The sequence below is a fragment of the Streptomyces sp. NPDC088350 genome (genome assembly GCF_044753545.1).
Classification (GTDB): domain Bacteria; phylum Actinomycetota; class Actinomycetes; order Streptomycetales; family Streptomycetaceae; genus Streptomyces.
In genome coordinates, this window is record NZ_JBIVNL010000007.1 from 167,285 (window position 1) to 183,359 (window position 16,075).

Consider the following 16,075-nt stretch of genomic DNA (forward strand, 5'->3'; position numbering starts at 1 on the left):
GTGCATGTCGTACTCGCCGGCGGGGGGACCGCCGGCCACATCGAGCCCGCGCTCGCCCTCGCGGACGCCCTGCGCAGGCAGGACCCCACTGTGGGGATCACGGCCCTGGGCACGGAACGCGGCCTTGAGACCCGCCTCGTACCGGAGCGGGGCTACGAACTCGCCCTGATCCCCGCCGTACCGCTGCCGCGCAAGCCCACCCCGGAACTGATCACCGTGCCGGGCCGGTTGCGCGGCACGATCAAGGCCGCCGAGCAGATCCTGGAGCGCACCAAGGCGGACTGTGTCGTCGGCTTCGGCGGCTATGTGGCGCTGCCCGGCTATCTCGCGGCCAAGCGCCTCGGGGTGCCGATCGTGATCCACGAGGCCAACGCCCGCCCCGGGCTGGCCAACAAGATCGGCTCGCGGTACGCGGCCCGGGTCGCCGTCTCCACCCCGGACAGCAAGCTGCGCGACGCCCGCTACATCGGCATCCCGCTGCGCCGCTCCATCGCCCTCCTGGACCGCGCGGCCGTACGGCCCGAGGCCCGGGCCGCGTTCGGGCTCGACCCCAACCTGCCGACGCTGCTGGTCTCCGGCGGTTCGCAGGGCGCCCGCCACCTCAACGAGGTGATCGAGCGGGTCGCGCCCTACCTCCAACAGGCCGGAATCCAGATCCTGCACGCGGTCGGCCCGAAGAACGAACTGCCGCAGGTGCACCAGATGCCGGGGATGCCCCCCTACATCCCGGTACCGTACGTGGACCGGATGGACCTCGCGTACGCCGCGGCCGACATGATGCTCTGCCGCGCGGGCGCGATGACCGTCGCCGAACTCTCCGCCGTCGGACTCCCGGCCGCCTACGTCCCGCTGCCCATCGGCAACGGCGAACAGCGGCTGAACGCCCAGCCGGTGGTCAAGGCCGGCGGCGGACTCCTGGTCGACGACGCGGAACTGACGCCCGAGTGGATCCAGGGCAACGTCCTGCCCGTGCTCGCCGACCCGCACCGGCTGTACGAGATGTCGCGCGCGGCAAGCGAGTTCGGCCGCCGGGACGCCGACGACCTGCTCGTCGGCATGGTGTACGAGGCGATCGCCTCGCGGCACCGCTAGCCATATGTGAGAGAGGCAGGGGATCGTGGCCGGACCGACGACCGCCGAGCGCGGTGAACGCCAACAGGAGTCGTCCGGCCCGCCCCTTGTCCGGCGCCTGGGGCGTCGGCGCCTTCGTCTGATTGTCGTACTCGCCCTCACCGCAGTCCTGTTGGGCGCGGCCGCGGTCTGGCTGCTCTACGGCTCGCAGTGGCTGCGGGTGGAGAAGGTCTCGGTCTCCGGAACGAAGGTCCTGACGCCCGAGCAGGTGCGCGAAGCCGCCGGCGTACCGGTCGGCGGACCGCTCATTTCCGTCGACACCGATGCGATCGAGGCCCGACTCCGTAAGAAATTGCCCCGAATTGACACCGTTGACGTAGTCCGTTCCTGGCCTCATGGAATCGGGCTGAAAGTGACCGAACGCATCGCGGTTCTGGTGGTGAAAAAGGGCGGAAACTTCGTCGAAGTGGACGACGAGGGCGTGCGATTCGCGACCGTTTCCACGCCGCCTCAGTCCGTCCCCACCCTCGAATTGACGCTCTCCCAAACCGGTTCGTCCGCGGCCGGCCTGCGCCGCTTCGGCGAGGACCGGCTCGTGCGCGAGGCGGTGCAGGTCGCGGGTGACATTCCGGCCGCGGTCGCGCGGGACACCCGGGTCGTCAAGGTCCGTTCCTACGACGACATCTCACTGGAGTTGAGCGGCGGCCGGACCGTCTCCTGGGGAAGTGGCGACAAGGGCGCGGCGAAGGCGCGTACGCTCACCGCTCTCATGAAAGCAGCTTCCGGCGCCCGGTACTTCGACGTAAGTGTCCCCACCGCCCCTGCGTCAGCCGGGAGTTGACGCACATTCGCGCAGGCCAGCACCCTGGTTGGGCAGCGCTACGGCTGATCACATAGGGTGAAAAGAAAAACGGGAGGTTCGGCGTGTTCGTTGAACGTGCGCCACTTGTCGACTTAGTGTCCTGTTCAGAAGACTTCAAGGAACGGACACACTGGTAACCCTAAACTTCAACGTTAGGGTTCGGGTCGGCGCTACGGACCGTCCCATTCGGCATCCGTCGTCGGATCGCGGAGCACCGCGATCGGCGACACGTAACTCGAGGCGAGAGGCCTTCGACGTGGCAGCACCGCAGAACTACCTCGCAGTCATCAAAGTCATCGGTGTCGGCGGCGGTGGTGTCAATGCCATCAACCGGATGATCGAGGTCGGTCTCAAGGGCGTCGAGTTCATCGCCATCAACACCGACGCGCAGGCGCTGTTGATGAGCGACGCCGACGTCAAACTCGACGTCGGCCGCGAACTCACCCGCGGACTCGGCGCCGGCGCCAACCCGGCCGTCGGCCGCAAGGCCGCCGAGGATCACCGTGAGGAGATCGAGGAGGTCCTCAAGGGGGCCGACATGGTCTTCGTGACGGCTGGCGAAGGCGGCGGCACCGGCACCGGCGGCGCCCCCGTCGTGGCCAACATCGCGCGCTCCCTGGGCGCCCTCACGATCGGCGTGGTCACCCGCCCGTTCACCTTCGAGGGACGGCGCCGGGCCAACCAGGCGGAGGACGGCATCGCCGAACTCCGCGAAGAGGTCGACACCCTCATCGTCATCCCGAACGACCGGCTGCTGTCCATCTCGGACCGCCAGGTCTCGGTCCTCGACGCCTTCAAGTCGGCGGACCAGGTCCTGCTCTCCGGCGTCCAGGGCATCACCGATCTCATCACCACGCCCGGCCTGATCAACCTCGACTTCGCCGACGTCAAGTCCGTGATGTCCGAGGCCGGTTCGGCCCTCATGGGCATCGGCTCGGCCCGCGGCGACGACCGCGCGGTGGCGGCGGCGGAGATGGCGATCTCCTCGCCGCTCCTCGAAGCCTCCATCGACGGCGCCCGCGGCGTCCTGCTGTCCATCTCCGGCGGCTCCGACCTCGGCCTGTTCGAGATCAACGAAGCGGCCCAACTGGTCAGCGAGGCGGCCCACCCCGAGGCCAACATCATCTTCGGCGCGGTCATCGACGACGCCCTCGGCGACGAGGTCCGGGTCACGGTCATCGCGGCCGGTTTCGACGGCGGCCAGCCGCCGACCCGCCGCGAGACGGGCATGGGCTCCACCTCGGCGCGCCGCGACGAGCCGACTCCGGTACGGCAGGAGAGCCGTCCGTCCTTCGGCTCGCTCGGCAGCGTCAAGCCCAAGGAGGAGCCGGAGCCCGCGCCGGAGCCGGTCGCCGACCTCCCGGTCGCCCCGCCGGTCCCGCCGTCGCGGACCTACTCGGACAGCGCCGCCGAGGAGCTGGACGTACCGGACTTCCTGAAGTGATAGGACAGCTCGACACCGTGAGCGGCGCGCACTTCGCCTTCACCGACAGGTGGGGCGGGGTGAGCGCCGTTCCGTACGAGGAGCTCAACCTCGGCGGAGCGGTCGGCGACGACCCCGACGCCGTACGTACCAATCGCGAACTGGCCGCCAAGTCACTGGGCTTGGACCCGGCCCTGGTGGTCTGGATGAACCAGGTGCACGGCGCGGACGTGGCGGTCGTCGAGGAGCCCTGGGGCTCCGCCGACATCCCCTCCGTCGACGCGCTCGTCACCACACGGCGCGGACTCGCCCTCGCGGTGCTGACCGCCGACTGCACGCCGGTCCTGCTCGCCGACCCGGTCGCCGGGATCGCGGGCGCGGCCCACGCCGGACGCCCGGGCATGGTCGCCGGGGTCGTCCCCGCCGCCGTACGGGCCATGGTGGAACTCGGCGCTGATCCCGCCCGGATCGTCGCCCGCACCGGACCCGCCGTCTGCGGCCGGTGCTACGAAGTGCCCGCGGACATGCGCGCCGATGTCGCCGCCGTGGAACCCGCGGCGTACGCCGAGACGAGTTGGGGCACTCCCGCGGTCGACGTGACCGCCGGCGCGCACGCGCAGCTCGACCGGCTCGGGGTGCGCGACCGGGAGGAGTCGCCGGTGTGCACCCGTGAATCGGACGACCACTTCTCGTACCGCCGCGACCGCGTGACCGGGCGGCTCGCGAGCTATGTCTGGCTGGACTGATCGGGCATGACGGACCGTGGGCAAGAACTCGCCGTGAATCTGGCGAGAGTCGAGGAGCGCATCGCCGCCGCCTGCGCGGCGGCCGGGCGCAAGCGCGAAGAGGTGACCCTGATCGTGGTCACCAAGACCTATCCGGCGAGCGACGTAAGAACGTTGGCCGAACTCGGTGTGCGCGATGTCGCCGAGAACCGGGACCAGGACGCCGCCCCGAAGGCGGCGGAATGCGCGGATCTGCCGCTGAGTTGGCACTTCGTCGGCCAGTTGCAGACCAACAAGGTGCGATCCGTGGTCGGTTACGCCGATGTCGTGCAGTCGGTCGACCGGGCCCGGCTCGTGACCGCGCTGTCGAAGGAGGCCGAGCGGTCCGGGCGTGAACTGGGCTGTCTCATCCAGGTCGCGCTCGACGCGGGAGTGAGCGGGCGGGGCGAGCGGGGTGGCGTCGGGCCGGGCGGGATCGGGGAGTTGGCCGATCTCGTCGCCGGGTCCCCGGGGCTGCGGCTCGACGGTCTGATGACCGTCGCTCCGCTCACCGGCGAGTACGCCGGACGCCAACAGGAGGCGTTCGGGCGGTTGATGGATTTGTCGACTGACCTGCGCCGAGCCCATCCTGCTGCGAACATGGTGTCGGCAGGGATGAGTGCGGACCTCGAACAGGCCGTGGCAGCCGGAGCGACACATGTACGCGTCGGCACTGCGGTACTCGGCGTCCGCCCCGGGCTCGGGTAACGTCGCCAGGAAGTCGGACCACAGCAGAAAATATGGTCAATGCCGCCGAAGGCGGGCGTAACGACCTCGTGGATCGCGGGCACTTGGCAGTCGTCAGCCGATCCACCACAGAGCGGAGGACTCAGAGCATGGCCGGCGCGATGCGCAAGATGGCGGTCTACCTCGGCCTCGTGGAGGACGATGGGTACGACGGCCGGGGTTTCGACCCCGACGACGACTTCGAACCCGAACTGGACCCGGAACCCGAGCGGGACCGTCGACGGCACGAGCCGTCGCACCAGTCACACAGCCCGCATCAGTCCCAAAGGGACGAACCGGTACGAGTGGTGCAGCCTCCGGCTCCTCGCGATCCGGTGTCCCATTCCGCTTCACTGGGTGCGGAATCAGGGCGTCCGGCGCGCATCGCGCCCGTGGCATCCATCACACAAGAACGCCAGTCCCTGGAGAAGAACGCACCGGTGATCATGCCCAAGGTCGTGTCGGAACGAGAGCCTTACCGGATCACCACACTTCACCCCCGGACCTACAACGAGGCCCGTACCATCGGGGAACACTTCCGTGAGGGCACCCCGGTGATCATGAATCTGACTGAGATGGATGACACAGACGCCAAGCGACTTGTCGACTTTGCGGCCGGTTTGGTGTTTGGTCTTCACGGAAGCATCGAGCGGGTGACGCAGAAGGTGTTCCTGTTGTCGCCTGCTAACGTCGATGTCACGGCGGAGGACAAGGCCCGCATCGCAGAGGGCGGGTTCTTCAATCAGAGCTGAGACAGGCAGCCGCTAGGAAGCACGGAACAGGGGAGAGGGAAAGACAGACCATGAGCGTGTTCGCGCAGGTGATCTACATCGCGCTGATGGTGTTCCTCATCGTGCTCATCTTCCGGTTGGTCATGGACTACGTCTTCCAGTTCGCCCGCTCATGGCAACCCGGCAAGGCGATGGTGGTCGTTCTGGAGGCCGCCTACACTGTCACCGATCCACCGTTGAAGCTGCTACGGCGGTTCATTCCGCCGTTGCGTCTCGGGGGCGTGGCGCTCGACCTGTCCTTCTTCGTCCTGATGATCATCGTCTACATCTTGATCTCTATCGTGGGCAATCTCGCGGGGTGACAGTGGACGATACGGTCTTGCCGACTGCCGATGACTACGTTGAGGTGAAGAGATGCCGTTGACCCCCGAGGACGTGCGGAACAAGCAGTTCACGACCGTCCGCCTCCGAGAAGGCTATGACGAGGACGAGGTTGATGCCTTCCTCGACGAGGTCGAAGCCGAACTGACCCGCCTGCTGCGGGAGAACGAGGACCTGCGCGCCAAACTGGCCGCGGCCACGCGTGCTGCCGCCCAGAACCAGCAGAACATGCGCAAGCCCCCGGACCAGCAGGACCAGCAGGGCGGCATGCAGCAACAGGGGATGCAGCAACAGGGGATGCCCCAGCAGGGCATGCCCCCGCAAGGCATGCCCCAGCAGGGCATGCGCGGTCCGGGCGCCCCGGTGCCCGCCGGCATATCGGGCCCGCCGCAGCAGCAGATGGGCGGCCCCATGGGCGGCCCGCCCCAGCTGCCGAGCGGCGCCCCGCAGCTGCCCCCCGGCCCCGGCGGCCAGGGCGGTCCGCAGGGCCAGGGTCCGATGGGTCAGGGCCCCATGGGCCAGGGCCCGATGCAGGGTCAGATGGGCCAGGGCCCGATGCAGGGCCAGATGCAGCAGATGGGTCAGGGCCCGATGCAGGGCCAGATGGGCGGCCAGCCCCCCATGCAGCAGCAGATGGGCATGGGCGGTCCCATGGGCGGCGGCATGCCGCAGCAGGGCCCCGGTGGCGACAGCGCCGCGCGTGTCCTCTCGCTGGCCCAGCAGACCGCCGACCAGGCGATCGCCGAGGCCCGTTCCGAGGCCAACAAGATCGTCGGCGAGGCGCGTTCGCGTGCCGAGGGTCTTGAGCGCGACGCCCGTGCCAAGGCCGACGCCCTGGAGCGGGACGCGCAGGAGAAGCACCGCGTCGCGATGGGCTCCCTGGAGTCCGCCCGCGCCACGCTGGAGCGCAAGGTCGAGGACCTGCGCGGCTTCGAGCGCGAGTACCGCACGCGTCTGAAGTCCTACCTGGAGTCCCAGCTGCGTCAGTTGGAGACCCAGGCCGACGACTCGCTCGCCCCGCCGCGCGCTCCGATGGCCGCGTCGCTTCCGCCGTCCCCGGCGCCCTCGATGGCCCCGGCAGGCGCCAGCGCCCCGTCCTACGGCGGCCCGCAGGGCATGGGCGGCCCGGCTCCGGCCGGCCCGTCCTACGGCGGCCAGCAGCAGATGTCCCCGGCGATGACCCAGCCGATGGCGCCGGTACGGCCCCAGGGCCCGTCCCCGATGGGTCAGGCTCCCTCGCCGATGCGCGGCTTCCTGATCGACGAGGACGACAACTGACAGCCTCTGGTACGCCTTAGGCGTCGGCAGCGTTCAAAGGGCGGGGCCCCCGGATCTTCCGGGGGCCCCGCCCTTTTCGGGTTCAGGGTTCTTCTGGCGGTTCAGGCCAGTGCCCCGAAGGGGCGCGGGGAACTGCGCGACCAGCCACGGGCGGCCGGTCCTGGACGAACCAGACCGGCCCCCACGGCGCCCAACGGCTTGGGCGAGCGCGGCGCTACGCCTTGTGCAGGCGGAACACCAGGGACAGGCCCTCGTCCGTGAACGGGGTGCCGTAGCTGTCGTCCGCCTCGCCCTGGGCGAAGTCCGTGGCGAGGACCTCGTCGGCGATCAGGGCCGCGTGCTCGGACAGGGCGGCGATGACCGCCGGGTCGGTCGACGTCCAGCGCAGGGCGATACGGTCGGCGACGTCCAGGCCGCTGTTCTTGCGGGACTCCTGGATCAGCCGGATCGCGTCACGGGCCAGGCCCGCCTGCCGCAGCTCCTCCGTGATCTCCAGGTCGAGGGCGACCGTCGCACCCGAGTCGGAGGCCACGGACCAGCCCTCGCGCGGAGTCTCTGTGATGATCACCTCATCCGGGGCCAGCGTGATGGTCTCGCCGTCCACCTCCACGGACGCCGTGCCCTCGCGCAGGGCGAGGGACAGTGCGGCCGCGTCGGCGTTCGCGACGGCCTTCGCCACATCCTGGACGCGCTTGCCGAACCGCTTGCCCAGCGCGCGGAAGTTGGCCTTCGCCGTGGTGTCGACCAGCGAGCCGCCGACCTCGCTCAGCGAGGCGAGCCCCTCGACGTTCAGCTCCTCGGTGATCTGCGCGTGCAGTTCACGGTCCAGGGCGGCGAAGCCCGTCGCCGCGATCAGCGCGCGGGACAGCGGCTGACGCGTCTTGACGCCCGACTCCGCGCGCGTGGCCCGGCCCAGCTCCACCAGGCGCCGTACGAGGACCATCTGCTTGGACAGCTCGGGGTCGATGACGGACAGGTCCGCCTCCGGCCACGTGGACAGGTGGACCGACTCGGGGGCGCCCGGGGTCACCGGGACGATCAGGTCCTGCCAGACCCGCTCGGTGATGAACGGGGTCAGCGGGGCCATCAGCTGGGTGACCGTCTCGACGACCTCGTGCAGGGTGCGCAGCGCGGCCTTGTCGCCCTGCCAGAAGCGGCGACGGGAGCGGCGGACGTACCAGTTGGACAGGTCGTCGACGAACGCCGACAGGAGCTTGCCGGCGCGCTGGGTGTCGTAGGACTCCAGAGCCTGCGTCACCTGGTCGGTGAGCGCGTGGAGTTCGGACAGGAGCCAGCGGTCCAGGACCGGGCGGTCGGCCGGGGCCGGGTCCGCCGCGCTCGGCGCCCAGTCGGACGTACGCGCGTACAGGGCCTGGAAGGCGACCGTGTTCCAGTACGTCAGGAGGGTCTTGCGGACGACCTCCTGGATGGTGCCGTGGCCCACGCGGCGTGCCGCCCACGGGGAGCCGCCCGCCGCCATGAACCACCGCACCGCGTCCGCCCCGTGACGGTCCATCAGCGGGATCGGGTCCAGGGTGTTGCCCAGGTGCTTGGACATCTTGCGGCCGTCCTCGGCGAGGATGTGGCCGAGGCAGACGACGTTCTCGTACGACGACTTGTCGAAGACCAGGGTGCCGACGGCCATCAGTGTGTAGAACCAGCCGCGGGTCTGGTCGATGGCCTCGCTGATGAACTGCGCCGGGTAGCGGGACTCGAAGAGTTCCTTGTTCTTGTGCGGGTAGCCCCACTGCGCGAACGGCATCGAACCCGAGTCGTACCAGGCGTCGATGACCTCGGGCACGCGGGTCGCGGTCGTGGCGCACTGGGGGCACGGGAACGTGACGGCGTCGATGAACGGGCGGTGCGGGTCCAGGCCCGACTGGTCGGTGCCCGTCAGCTCGGTCAGCTCCGCGCGGGAGCCGACGACCGTGAGGTGGTCCTCCGCGCAGCGCCAGATCGGCAGCGGGGTGCCCCAGTAGCGGCTGCGGGACAGCGCCCAGTCGATGTTGTTGTTCAGCCAGTCGCCGTACCGGCCGTGCTTGACGGTGTCCGGGAACCAGTTGGTGTTCTCGTTCTCCTGGAGGAGGCGGTCCTTGACGGCCGTGGTGCGGATGTACCAGGAGGGCTGCGCGTAGTACAGGAGCGCGGTGTGGCAGCGCCAGCAGTGCGGGTAACTGTGCTCGTACGGCACGTGCTTGAAGAGCAGCCCGCGGTCCTTGAGGTCCTCGGTGAGCTTTTCGTCGGCCTTCTTGAAGAAGACACCGCCTACGAGCGGGACGTCCTCGGCGAAGGCGCCGTTCGGGCGGACCGGGTTCACGACCGGCAGGCCGTACGCGCGGCAGACCTTGAGGTCCTCCTCACCGAAGGCGGGGGACTGGTGGACCAGGCCCGTACCGTCCTCGGTCGTCACGTACTCGGCGTTGACGACGTAGTGCGCCGGTTCCGGGAACTCGACGAGCTCGAACGGACGTTGATACGTCCAGTACTCCATCTCGGCGCCGGTGAAGGTCTCACCGGTGGTCTCCCAGCCCTCGCCGAGGGCCTTGGCGAACAGCGGCTCGGCGACGACGAGCTGCTCCGCGCTGTCGGGGCCCTTCGTCGCGACGACGTAGGTGACCTCGGGGTGGGCGGCGACGGCGGTGTTGGAGACGAGCGTCCAGGGGGTCGTCGTCCACACCAGGAGTGCGGCACGGCCGGCCAGCGGACCGGAGGTGAGCGGGAAACGGACGTACACGGAGGGGTCGACGACGGTCTCGTAGCCCTGCGCCAGCTCGTGGTCCGAGAGGCCCGTCTGGTCGCGCGGGCACCAGGGGGCGACGCGGTAGTCCTGGACCAGCAGGCCCTTGTTGAAGATCTCCTTGAGGGACCACCAGACCGACTCGATGTACTCGGGGTCCATCGTGCGGTACGGGTCCTCGAGGTCCGTCCAGTACCCCATGCGGGTCGTGAGCGCCTCGAAGGCGTCGGTGTGCCGGGTCACGGACTCGCGGCACTTGGCGTTGAACTCGGCGATGCCGTACGCCTCGATGTCCTGCTTGTCGGTGAAGCCCAGCTCCTTCTCGACCGCCAGCTCCACCGGGAGGCCGTGGCAGTCCCAGCCGGCCTTGCGGCCCACGTGGTAGCCGCGCATGGTCCGGAAGCGGGGGAAGACGTCCTTGAAGACGCGCGCCTCGATGTGGTGGGCGCCCGGCATGCCGTTGGCCGTGGGCGGGCCCTCGTAGAACACCCACTCGGGGCGTCCCTCGGACTGGTCCAGGGTCTTGGCGAAGATCTTCTGCTCGCGCCAGAAGTCGAGCACGGCGTGCTCGAGCGCGGGCAGGTCGACCTGGGCGGGCACCTGGCGGTACGTCGGCGTTGTCATCAGCGAGCTTCCTCCGGCGGACTTTCTGCCTTCCGTCCGGAGGGACGAGAGCTACGACTTTCCGTACGCCGTGTGCGGCGCGCTCCCGCGGTACCACCCTCCTTGGCCCCCCGGTGCATCCCGCGCACCAGTGAGCCCCCTCATTGGGGTCGCGATACCGGGTCTACTCGCTACGGCCGGTCGGCTGCGGCTTTCTTCCGGCGGCTCCGGGGTGATCTTCGCGTCGCGCTCGCCCCCGGGCTTCCACCGTCCCCGGGTCGCTCTGGGCTGCTTACGCCGCTACTCGTCCCCATCCACGCTTCTCGCTCCGCCCAGTGTACGGGCCCGCGCGGACAGCGGCCGACCGGTTTTGCGGGGGCCTCGGCCGGAGGCTTGCCGGCCCGCCGTATGACTCGAATGGCGCTGAACGCGTGTTCGGATTCCCTTCGTGGATTCGGGACGCCGGGCTCGGCGGATTACCCGGCGGGGAGCTGGGCACAACGCATGAAGGCTCGCCGCGCGGGGCCAGGGGGGTGGACGAATCGGGCGGCGTGCCCCGTTGCCGCGGGACCCAAGTCGATTTATCGTCCCAGCACGATTCGCGTGCGTGATCACAAAATGTGAAGGGGCCGCGGCCATGGTGGCGAAGAAGACCGCCGTACAGCAGTCGGCGTCCAAGTCCACGAGTGCCAGTGCCTCCGGCGGTGGGACCAAGGAAGTGGGCGGGAAGAAGAGCGCGGTCAGGACGACCGCGGCGAGGAAGACCACCGTGAAGAAGGCGGTCGCCTCGAAGGCGGCTTCTTCGAAGAAGGCGACCGAGGAGGGGCCCGAGAGACCGGTGGCCGCCAAGAAGGCGGTGGCCGGGAAAACGCCGACAGGGAAAACAACTGCTACGAAGGCTGCGGCCACCAAGGCAACCCCGGCCAAGAAAGCGGCCGTGAAAGAGGCGGCCGTGAAGAAAGCGGCCGTGAAGAAAACCGTCGTCTCCAAGAGCACGACGGCGAAGAGCAGCTCCACGAAGAGCACGGCAGGCACGAAGACCACGAAGAGCACGACCGGTACGAACACGAAGAGCACGACCGGTACGAAGAAGAGCGCGGCCAAGAAGGCGAAGGCGGGCGCGGCACAGGCCGCGGAGCAGACGGGAGCCACGACGGTGGTTGCGAAGAAGACTCCTGGTACGGCCACGGCGGCGAAGACGGCCGTTCCCAAGGCGCGGCTCGCCGCGGCGCCCGGGCCGGGTGAGCTGGCGGTGCGTCCGGGCGAGGAGCCCTGGACGCCGGAGGAGGTCGAGGAGGCCCGTACCGAGCTGCTGTCCGAGGCGGAGCGGCTGCGCGAGGAGATCACCTCCACCGAGCAGGCCCTCGCCGGTCTGATGCGGGACTCCGGGGACGGCGCCGGCGACGACCAGGCCGACACCGGCACCAAGAACATCACGCGGGAGAGCGAGATGGCGCTGGCCGCCAACGCGCGCGAGATGCTGACCCAGACCGAGCGTGCCCTGGGGAAGCTGGACGCGGGCACGTACGGCCTGTGCGAGAACTGCGGCAACCCGATCGGCAAGGCCCGTATGCAGGCCTTCCCGCGGGCCACCCTGTGCGTCGAGTGCAAGCAGAAGCAGGAGCGCCGGTACTGACGGCAGGTACTGAACGCCGGTACTGAAGGTGCCGAGAGGTGTGCCGTACCCTCTTCCTCAGTCAGGTACCTAGGTTCGAGGGACTCACGTGGCAGAGGCGGAGCGCATCATCGGTACGCCGGATACCCCAGAGGCGGCGGGGGCCGAGCCGGAGCAGGGCGAGAGCGCGCGCCCCAGGGGCAGGCGCCGGATCGCCGTGCTGTTCGTGGTGGCCACCTTCGCGTACGCCCTCGACCTGGTCAGCAAGCTGCTCGTGGTCGCCAAGCTGGAGCACCACGCGCCGATCGAGGTCTTCGGGGACTGGCTGGAGTTCCACGCGATCCGCAACCCCGGCGCGGCCTTCGGGTTCGGCGCGGCCTTCACGGTCATCTTCACGATGATCGCCGCCGCCGTGATCGTGGTGATCGCCCGGCTGGCCCGCAAGCTCTACAGCCTGCCGTGGGCCATCGCGCTCGGGCTGCTGCTGGGCGGCGCGCTCGGCAACCTCACCGACCGGATCTTCCGTTCGCCCGGCATCTTCCAGGGCGAGGTCGTCGACTTCATCGCGCCCAAGGGCTTCGCCGTCTTCAACCTCGCCGACTCGGCGATCGTGTGCGGCGGCATCCTGATCGTCCTGCTCTCCTTCCGCGGTCTCGACCCGGACGGCACCGTCCACAAGGACTGAGCAACGGTTCGCAGGGGCCGGGCCCACAGGCTCGGGTAAGGCGGTGTCGGACCCGTCCGGCATACTCGACCGAGTGAGCACAGTTCCCGAGATCCGAAACCTGCCCGTGCCCGACGGCCTGGAGGGCGAGCGTGTCGACGCCGCCATCTCCCGCATGTTCGGCTTCTCCCGTACGAAGGCCGCCGAGCTGGCCACGGCGGGGAAGGTCACGGTCGACGGCTCGGTGGTCGGGAAGTCCGAGCGCGTGCACGGCGGGGCCTGGCTGGAGGTCGAGATGCCGCAGGCACCCGCGCCCGTGCAGATCGTCGCCGAGCCCGTCGAGGGCATGGAGATCGTCTACGACGACGACGACGTCATCGTGATCGTCAAGCCGGTCGGCGTCGCCGCCCACCCCAGCCCCGGCTGGACCGGCACGACCGTCATCGGCGGGCTCGCCGCCGCCGGGTACCGCATCTCGACGTCCGGTGCCGCCGAGCGCCAGGGCATCGTGCACCGCCTCGACGTCGGCACGTCCGGCCTGATGGTGGTCGCCAAGTCGGAGCGCGCGTACACCTCGCTGAAGCGCCAGTTCAAGGAGCGCACGGTCGACAAGCGGTACCACACGCTGGTCCAGGGCCACCCCGACCCGACCAGCGGCACCATCGACGCCCCCATCGGCCGCCACCCGAACCACGACTACAAGTGGGCGGTCACCGCCGAGGGCAAGCCGTCGATCACGCACTACGACCTCATCGAGGCGTTCCGCGCGGCCTCCCTGCTCGACGTGAAGCTGGAGACCGGCCGCACGCACCAGATCCGCGTCCACATGGCGGCCCACCGGCACCCGTGCGTGGGCGACCTGACCTACGGCGCCGACCCGACGCTCGCCAAGCGGCTGCGCCTGACCCGCCAGTGGCTGCACGCCGTCCGGCTCGGCTTCGAGCACCCCGCCGACGGCCAGTGGGTCGAGTTCGAGAGCACGTACCCGGACGACCTCCAGCAGGCCCTGGACCTGGTGCGCGAGGAGACGTACGCATGAGTCCGGTGCCGTACGCGGTGCGCGTCGCCGAGGATCCGGCCGACCGTGAGGCCTGCTTCGCGGTGCGCAAGGAGGTCTTCGTCGTCGAGCAGGGCGTGCCCCAGGAGATCGAGTACGACGACTACGACGCCGTAGCGACGCATGTGCTCGCCGTGCGGGAGGACGGGGTGCCGCTCGGCACCGGGCGGCTGTTGTACGGCGAGGCGGCTGCCGCGAAGACCGGCGGTGATCCGACCGTGGGGTCCCTGGGACGGCTGGCCGTCGCCAAGGAGGCGCGGGGGCTCGGGGTCGGGGTCGCGCTGGTGCGGGCCATCGAGGACGCGGCACGCGCGCGTGGGCTGGCCGCGGTGGACCTGCACGCACAGACGCACGCGCTCGGGTTCTACGAACGGCTCGGCTACGAGGCGTACGGCCCGGAGTTCCCGGACGCCGGCATTCCGCACCTCGCGATGCGGCGCGCGCTGTAGCGGGCTCCATGGCCTGAGGGCGTCGAAAGAGCTGGTCGGGCGGGCGGCGTGGCAGGCTGGGGCGTCCGCTGTGTGAACGTCTAGATCCCGCCGGAGCCCTGACCGTGGATCAATTGGCCCTGCTTTTCGTCCTGTTGCTCGGGGCCGTGGTGAGCGTCCCGCTGGGGGACCGGCTCGGTCTGCCGTCGCCGGTGCTGATGACACTCCTCGGAATGGCCCTCGCGATCGCCGACTTCGTGCCGAACGTGAACGTCCCGCCCGACCTGATCCTGCCCCTTCTGCTGCCACCGCTGCTCTACGCGGCGGTACGGCGCACCTCCTGGCGGCAGTTCACGGCCAACGTCCGCCCCATCTTCCTCCTCGCCGTGGCGCTGGTCTTCGTCACCACCCTCGCCGTGGCCGCCGTCGCGAGCGCGATCGTGCCGGGTCTGCCGATCGCCGCCGCCGTGGCGCTCGGCGCGCTCGTGGCACCGCCGGACCCGGTCGCCGCGACGGCTGTGGCCGGGCAACTCGGGCTGCCGCGGCGGCTGGTGTCGATCCTGGAGGGCGAGGGCCTCTTCAACGACGTGACGGCCATCGTGCTGTACCACGTGGCGATCGCCGCCGCCGTCAGCGGGAGCTTCAACCCCTGGCGCGCCGGGCTCGACCTCGTGCTGTCCGCCGTCGTCGCCGTGGCCGTGGGACTGGCCCTGGGGTGGGCCGCGAACAAGCTGATGTCCCTGCTCGACGACGCCACGCTCCAGATCGGGCTGACGCTCCTGGTGCCGTACGCCTCGTACGTCCTGGCCGACGAACTGCACGGCTCCGGGGTGCTCGCCGTGCTCACCACCGCGCTGTTCCTGTCCGAGTACGCCCTCGGCGCCGACGACGTCCTGACCCGGCTCGCCGGGGCGACGGTGTGGGACGTGGTGGACACCTTGGTCACCGGAGTGGCCTTCGGGCTCATCGGGCTCGAACTGCACAACGCGATCCGTACGGCGTCCGGGCGGTGGGGCGAGATGCTGGGCTGGGCCGCCGCGATCGTCGGCGTCGTCGTGGTCGTACGGCTGGCGTGGCTGCTGCCGGCGACTTGGCTGACGAAACGGCTGCACGCCAAACGGGACTACGACGAGGAGATCCCGACGTCCTGGCGGGAGACCCTGATCATGTGGTGGGCGGGGATGCGCGGGGTGGCGTCCGTCGCCCTGGCGCTGGCGATTCCGCTGACCATGGACGACGGGTCGGCGTTCCCCGACCGGGACGAGATCGTGTTCATCGCGTTCGGGGTGATCATGGCGACGCTGGTGATCCAGGGGCTCACCTTGCCGTGGCTGGTGAAGAAGCTCGGGGTGCGGGCCGACACCGACAGCGAGAAGGCGTTCGAGAAGGAGCTGGCGGTGCGGGCGGCGAAGGCCGCGAAGCGGCGGTTGCGGGAGATCGAGGATGTCGAGGAGTTGCCGGAGGAGGTGTCCGAGCAACTGCTGCGGCGGGCGTTCGACATCGGGGTGCGGATCTCTCCCGAGGTGGGGGACGGGGAGCGGCGGGAGGCGTACGAGAAGCGGGTGAAGCGGGTGAAGAGGATGCGGCGGATCCAGGGGGAGATGCTGAGCGCGGCTCGGCATGAGGTGCTGGCGGCGCGGAGTGAGCCGGGGGCCGACCCTGAGATCGTGGACCGGGTGCTCCGGCATCTTGACGTCCGTAGTCTGAGGTGAGATCTCCCACCCACGCACCGCCC

General features: G+C 69.8%; 14 protein-coding genes. 13 read left to right on the forward strand and 1 reads right to left on the reverse strand.

The features are described 5' to 3' along the window. The 8 genes from murG (at nt 1) to ACIQBL_RS25390 (ending at nt 7,236) form a co-directional block, all read left to right on the forward strand. On the forward strand, nt 1-1,092 hold the full coding sequence (murG, locus tag ACIQBL_RS25355) for an undecaprenyldiphospho-muramoylpentapeptide beta-N-acetylglucosaminyltransferase (RefSeq protein WP_401945207.1): 1,092 nt from the start codon (nt 1-3) through the stop codon (nt 1,090-1,092). A gap of 25 nt (nt 1,093-1,117) precedes the next feature. Then, nucleotides 1,118-1,912 (forward strand): cell division protein FtsQ/DivIB, encoded by a 795-nt coding sequence (locus ACIQBL_RS25360; protein WP_401945208.1) that lies wholly within the window; start codon nt 1,118-1,120, stop codon nt 1,910-1,912. 277 nt (nt 1,913-2,189) lie between these two features. Beyond that, nucleotides 2,190-3,377 carry a cell division protein FtsZ gene (ftsZ, locus tag ACIQBL_RS25365; RefSeq protein WP_401945209.1) on the forward strand — a complete coding sequence of 396 codons (1,188 nt, stop codon included), beginning with the start codon at nt 2,190-2,192 and terminating at the stop codon, nt 3,375-3,377. Beyond that, entirely contained in the window at nt 3,374-4,102 is a 729-nt protein-coding gene (gene pgeF, locus ACIQBL_RS25370; protein ID WP_401945210.1) for a peptidoglycan editing factor PgeF, read from the forward strand. The genes ftsZ and pgeF overlap by 4 nt, the downstream gene beginning before the upstream one ends. A 6-nt stretch (nt 4,103-4,108) precedes the next feature. Beyond that, nucleotides 4,109-4,828, forward strand: coding sequence for a YggS family pyridoxal phosphate-dependent enzyme (locus ACIQBL_RS25375; protein ID WP_401945211.1), 720 nt, complete (start codon nt 4,109-4,111; stop codon nt 4,826-4,828). Nucleotides 4,829-4,956: 128 nt separating this feature from the next. Further along, the gene (locus ACIQBL_RS25380) at nt 4,957-5,598 is read left to right on the forward strand and encodes a cell division protein SepF (protein WP_401945212.1); all 642 of its coding nucleotides are present in this window, start codon (nt 4,957-4,959) and stop codon (nt 5,596-5,598) included. Nucleotides 5,599-5,648: 50 nt separating this feature from the next. Beyond that, the gene (locus ACIQBL_RS25385) at nt 5,649-5,939 is read left to right on the forward strand and encodes a YggT family protein (RefSeq protein ID WP_019067748.1); all 291 of its coding nucleotides are present in this window, start codon (nt 5,649-5,651) and stop codon (nt 5,937-5,939) included. Between the two features lie 52 nt (nt 5,940-5,991). Further along, the gene (locus ACIQBL_RS25390; protein ID WP_401945213.1) at nt 5,992-7,236 is read left to right on the forward strand and encodes a DivIVA domain-containing protein; all 1,245 of its coding nucleotides are present in this window, start codon (nt 5,992-5,994) and stop codon (nt 7,234-7,236) included. 214 nt (nt 7,237-7,450) lie between these two features. On the opposite strand, the gene ileS is transcribed toward ACIQBL_RS25390, so the two are convergent. Beyond that, nucleotides 7,451-10,597 carry an isoleucine--tRNA ligase gene (ileS, locus tag ACIQBL_RS25395; protein WP_401945214.1) on the reverse strand — a complete coding sequence of 1,049 codons (3,147 nt, stop codon included), beginning with the start codon at nt 10,595-10,597 and terminating at the stop codon, nt 7,451-7,453. Nucleotides 10,598-11,213: 616 nt separating this feature from the next. On the opposite strand from ileS, the gene ACIQBL_RS25400 reads away from it, so the two are divergent. The 5 genes from ACIQBL_RS25400 to ACIQBL_RS25420 all read left to right on the forward strand — a co-directional run bounded on the left by ACIQBL_RS25400 (nt 11,214) and on the right by ACIQBL_RS25420 (nt 16,052). After that, nucleotides 11,214-12,212 (forward strand): TraR/DksA family transcriptional regulator, encoded by a 999-nt coding sequence (locus tag ACIQBL_RS25400; RefSeq protein WP_401945215.1) that lies wholly within the window; start codon nt 11,214-11,216, stop codon nt 12,210-12,212. A gap of 88 nt (nt 12,213-12,300) precedes the next feature. Further along, a complete protein-coding gene (lspA, locus tag ACIQBL_RS25405) occupies nt 12,301-12,876 on the forward strand; it encodes a signal peptidase II (RefSeq protein ID WP_401945216.1) in 576 nt (191 codons plus the stop codon). Nucleotides 12,877-12,949: 73 nt separating this feature from the next. After that, the gene (locus ACIQBL_RS25410; RefSeq protein WP_401945217.1) at nt 12,950-13,894 is read left to right on the forward strand and encodes an RluA family pseudouridine synthase; all 945 of its coding nucleotides are present in this window, start codon (nt 12,950-12,952) and stop codon (nt 13,892-13,894) included. Next, complete coding sequence (locus ACIQBL_RS25415) at nt 13,891-14,361, forward strand: GNAT family N-acetyltransferase (RefSeq protein ID WP_401945218.1); 471 nt, start codon at nt 13,891-13,893, stop codon at nt 14,359-14,361. Before ACIQBL_RS25410 ends, ACIQBL_RS25415 begins: the two co-directional genes overlap by 4 nt. A 104-nt stretch (nt 14,362-14,465) precedes the next feature. Beyond that, complete coding sequence (locus ACIQBL_RS25420; protein ID WP_401945219.1) at nt 14,466-16,052, forward strand: Na+/H+ antiporter; 1,587 nt, start codon at nt 14,466-14,468, stop codon at nt 16,050-16,052. The last annotated feature ends 23 nt before the right edge of the window (nt 16,053-16,075 follow it).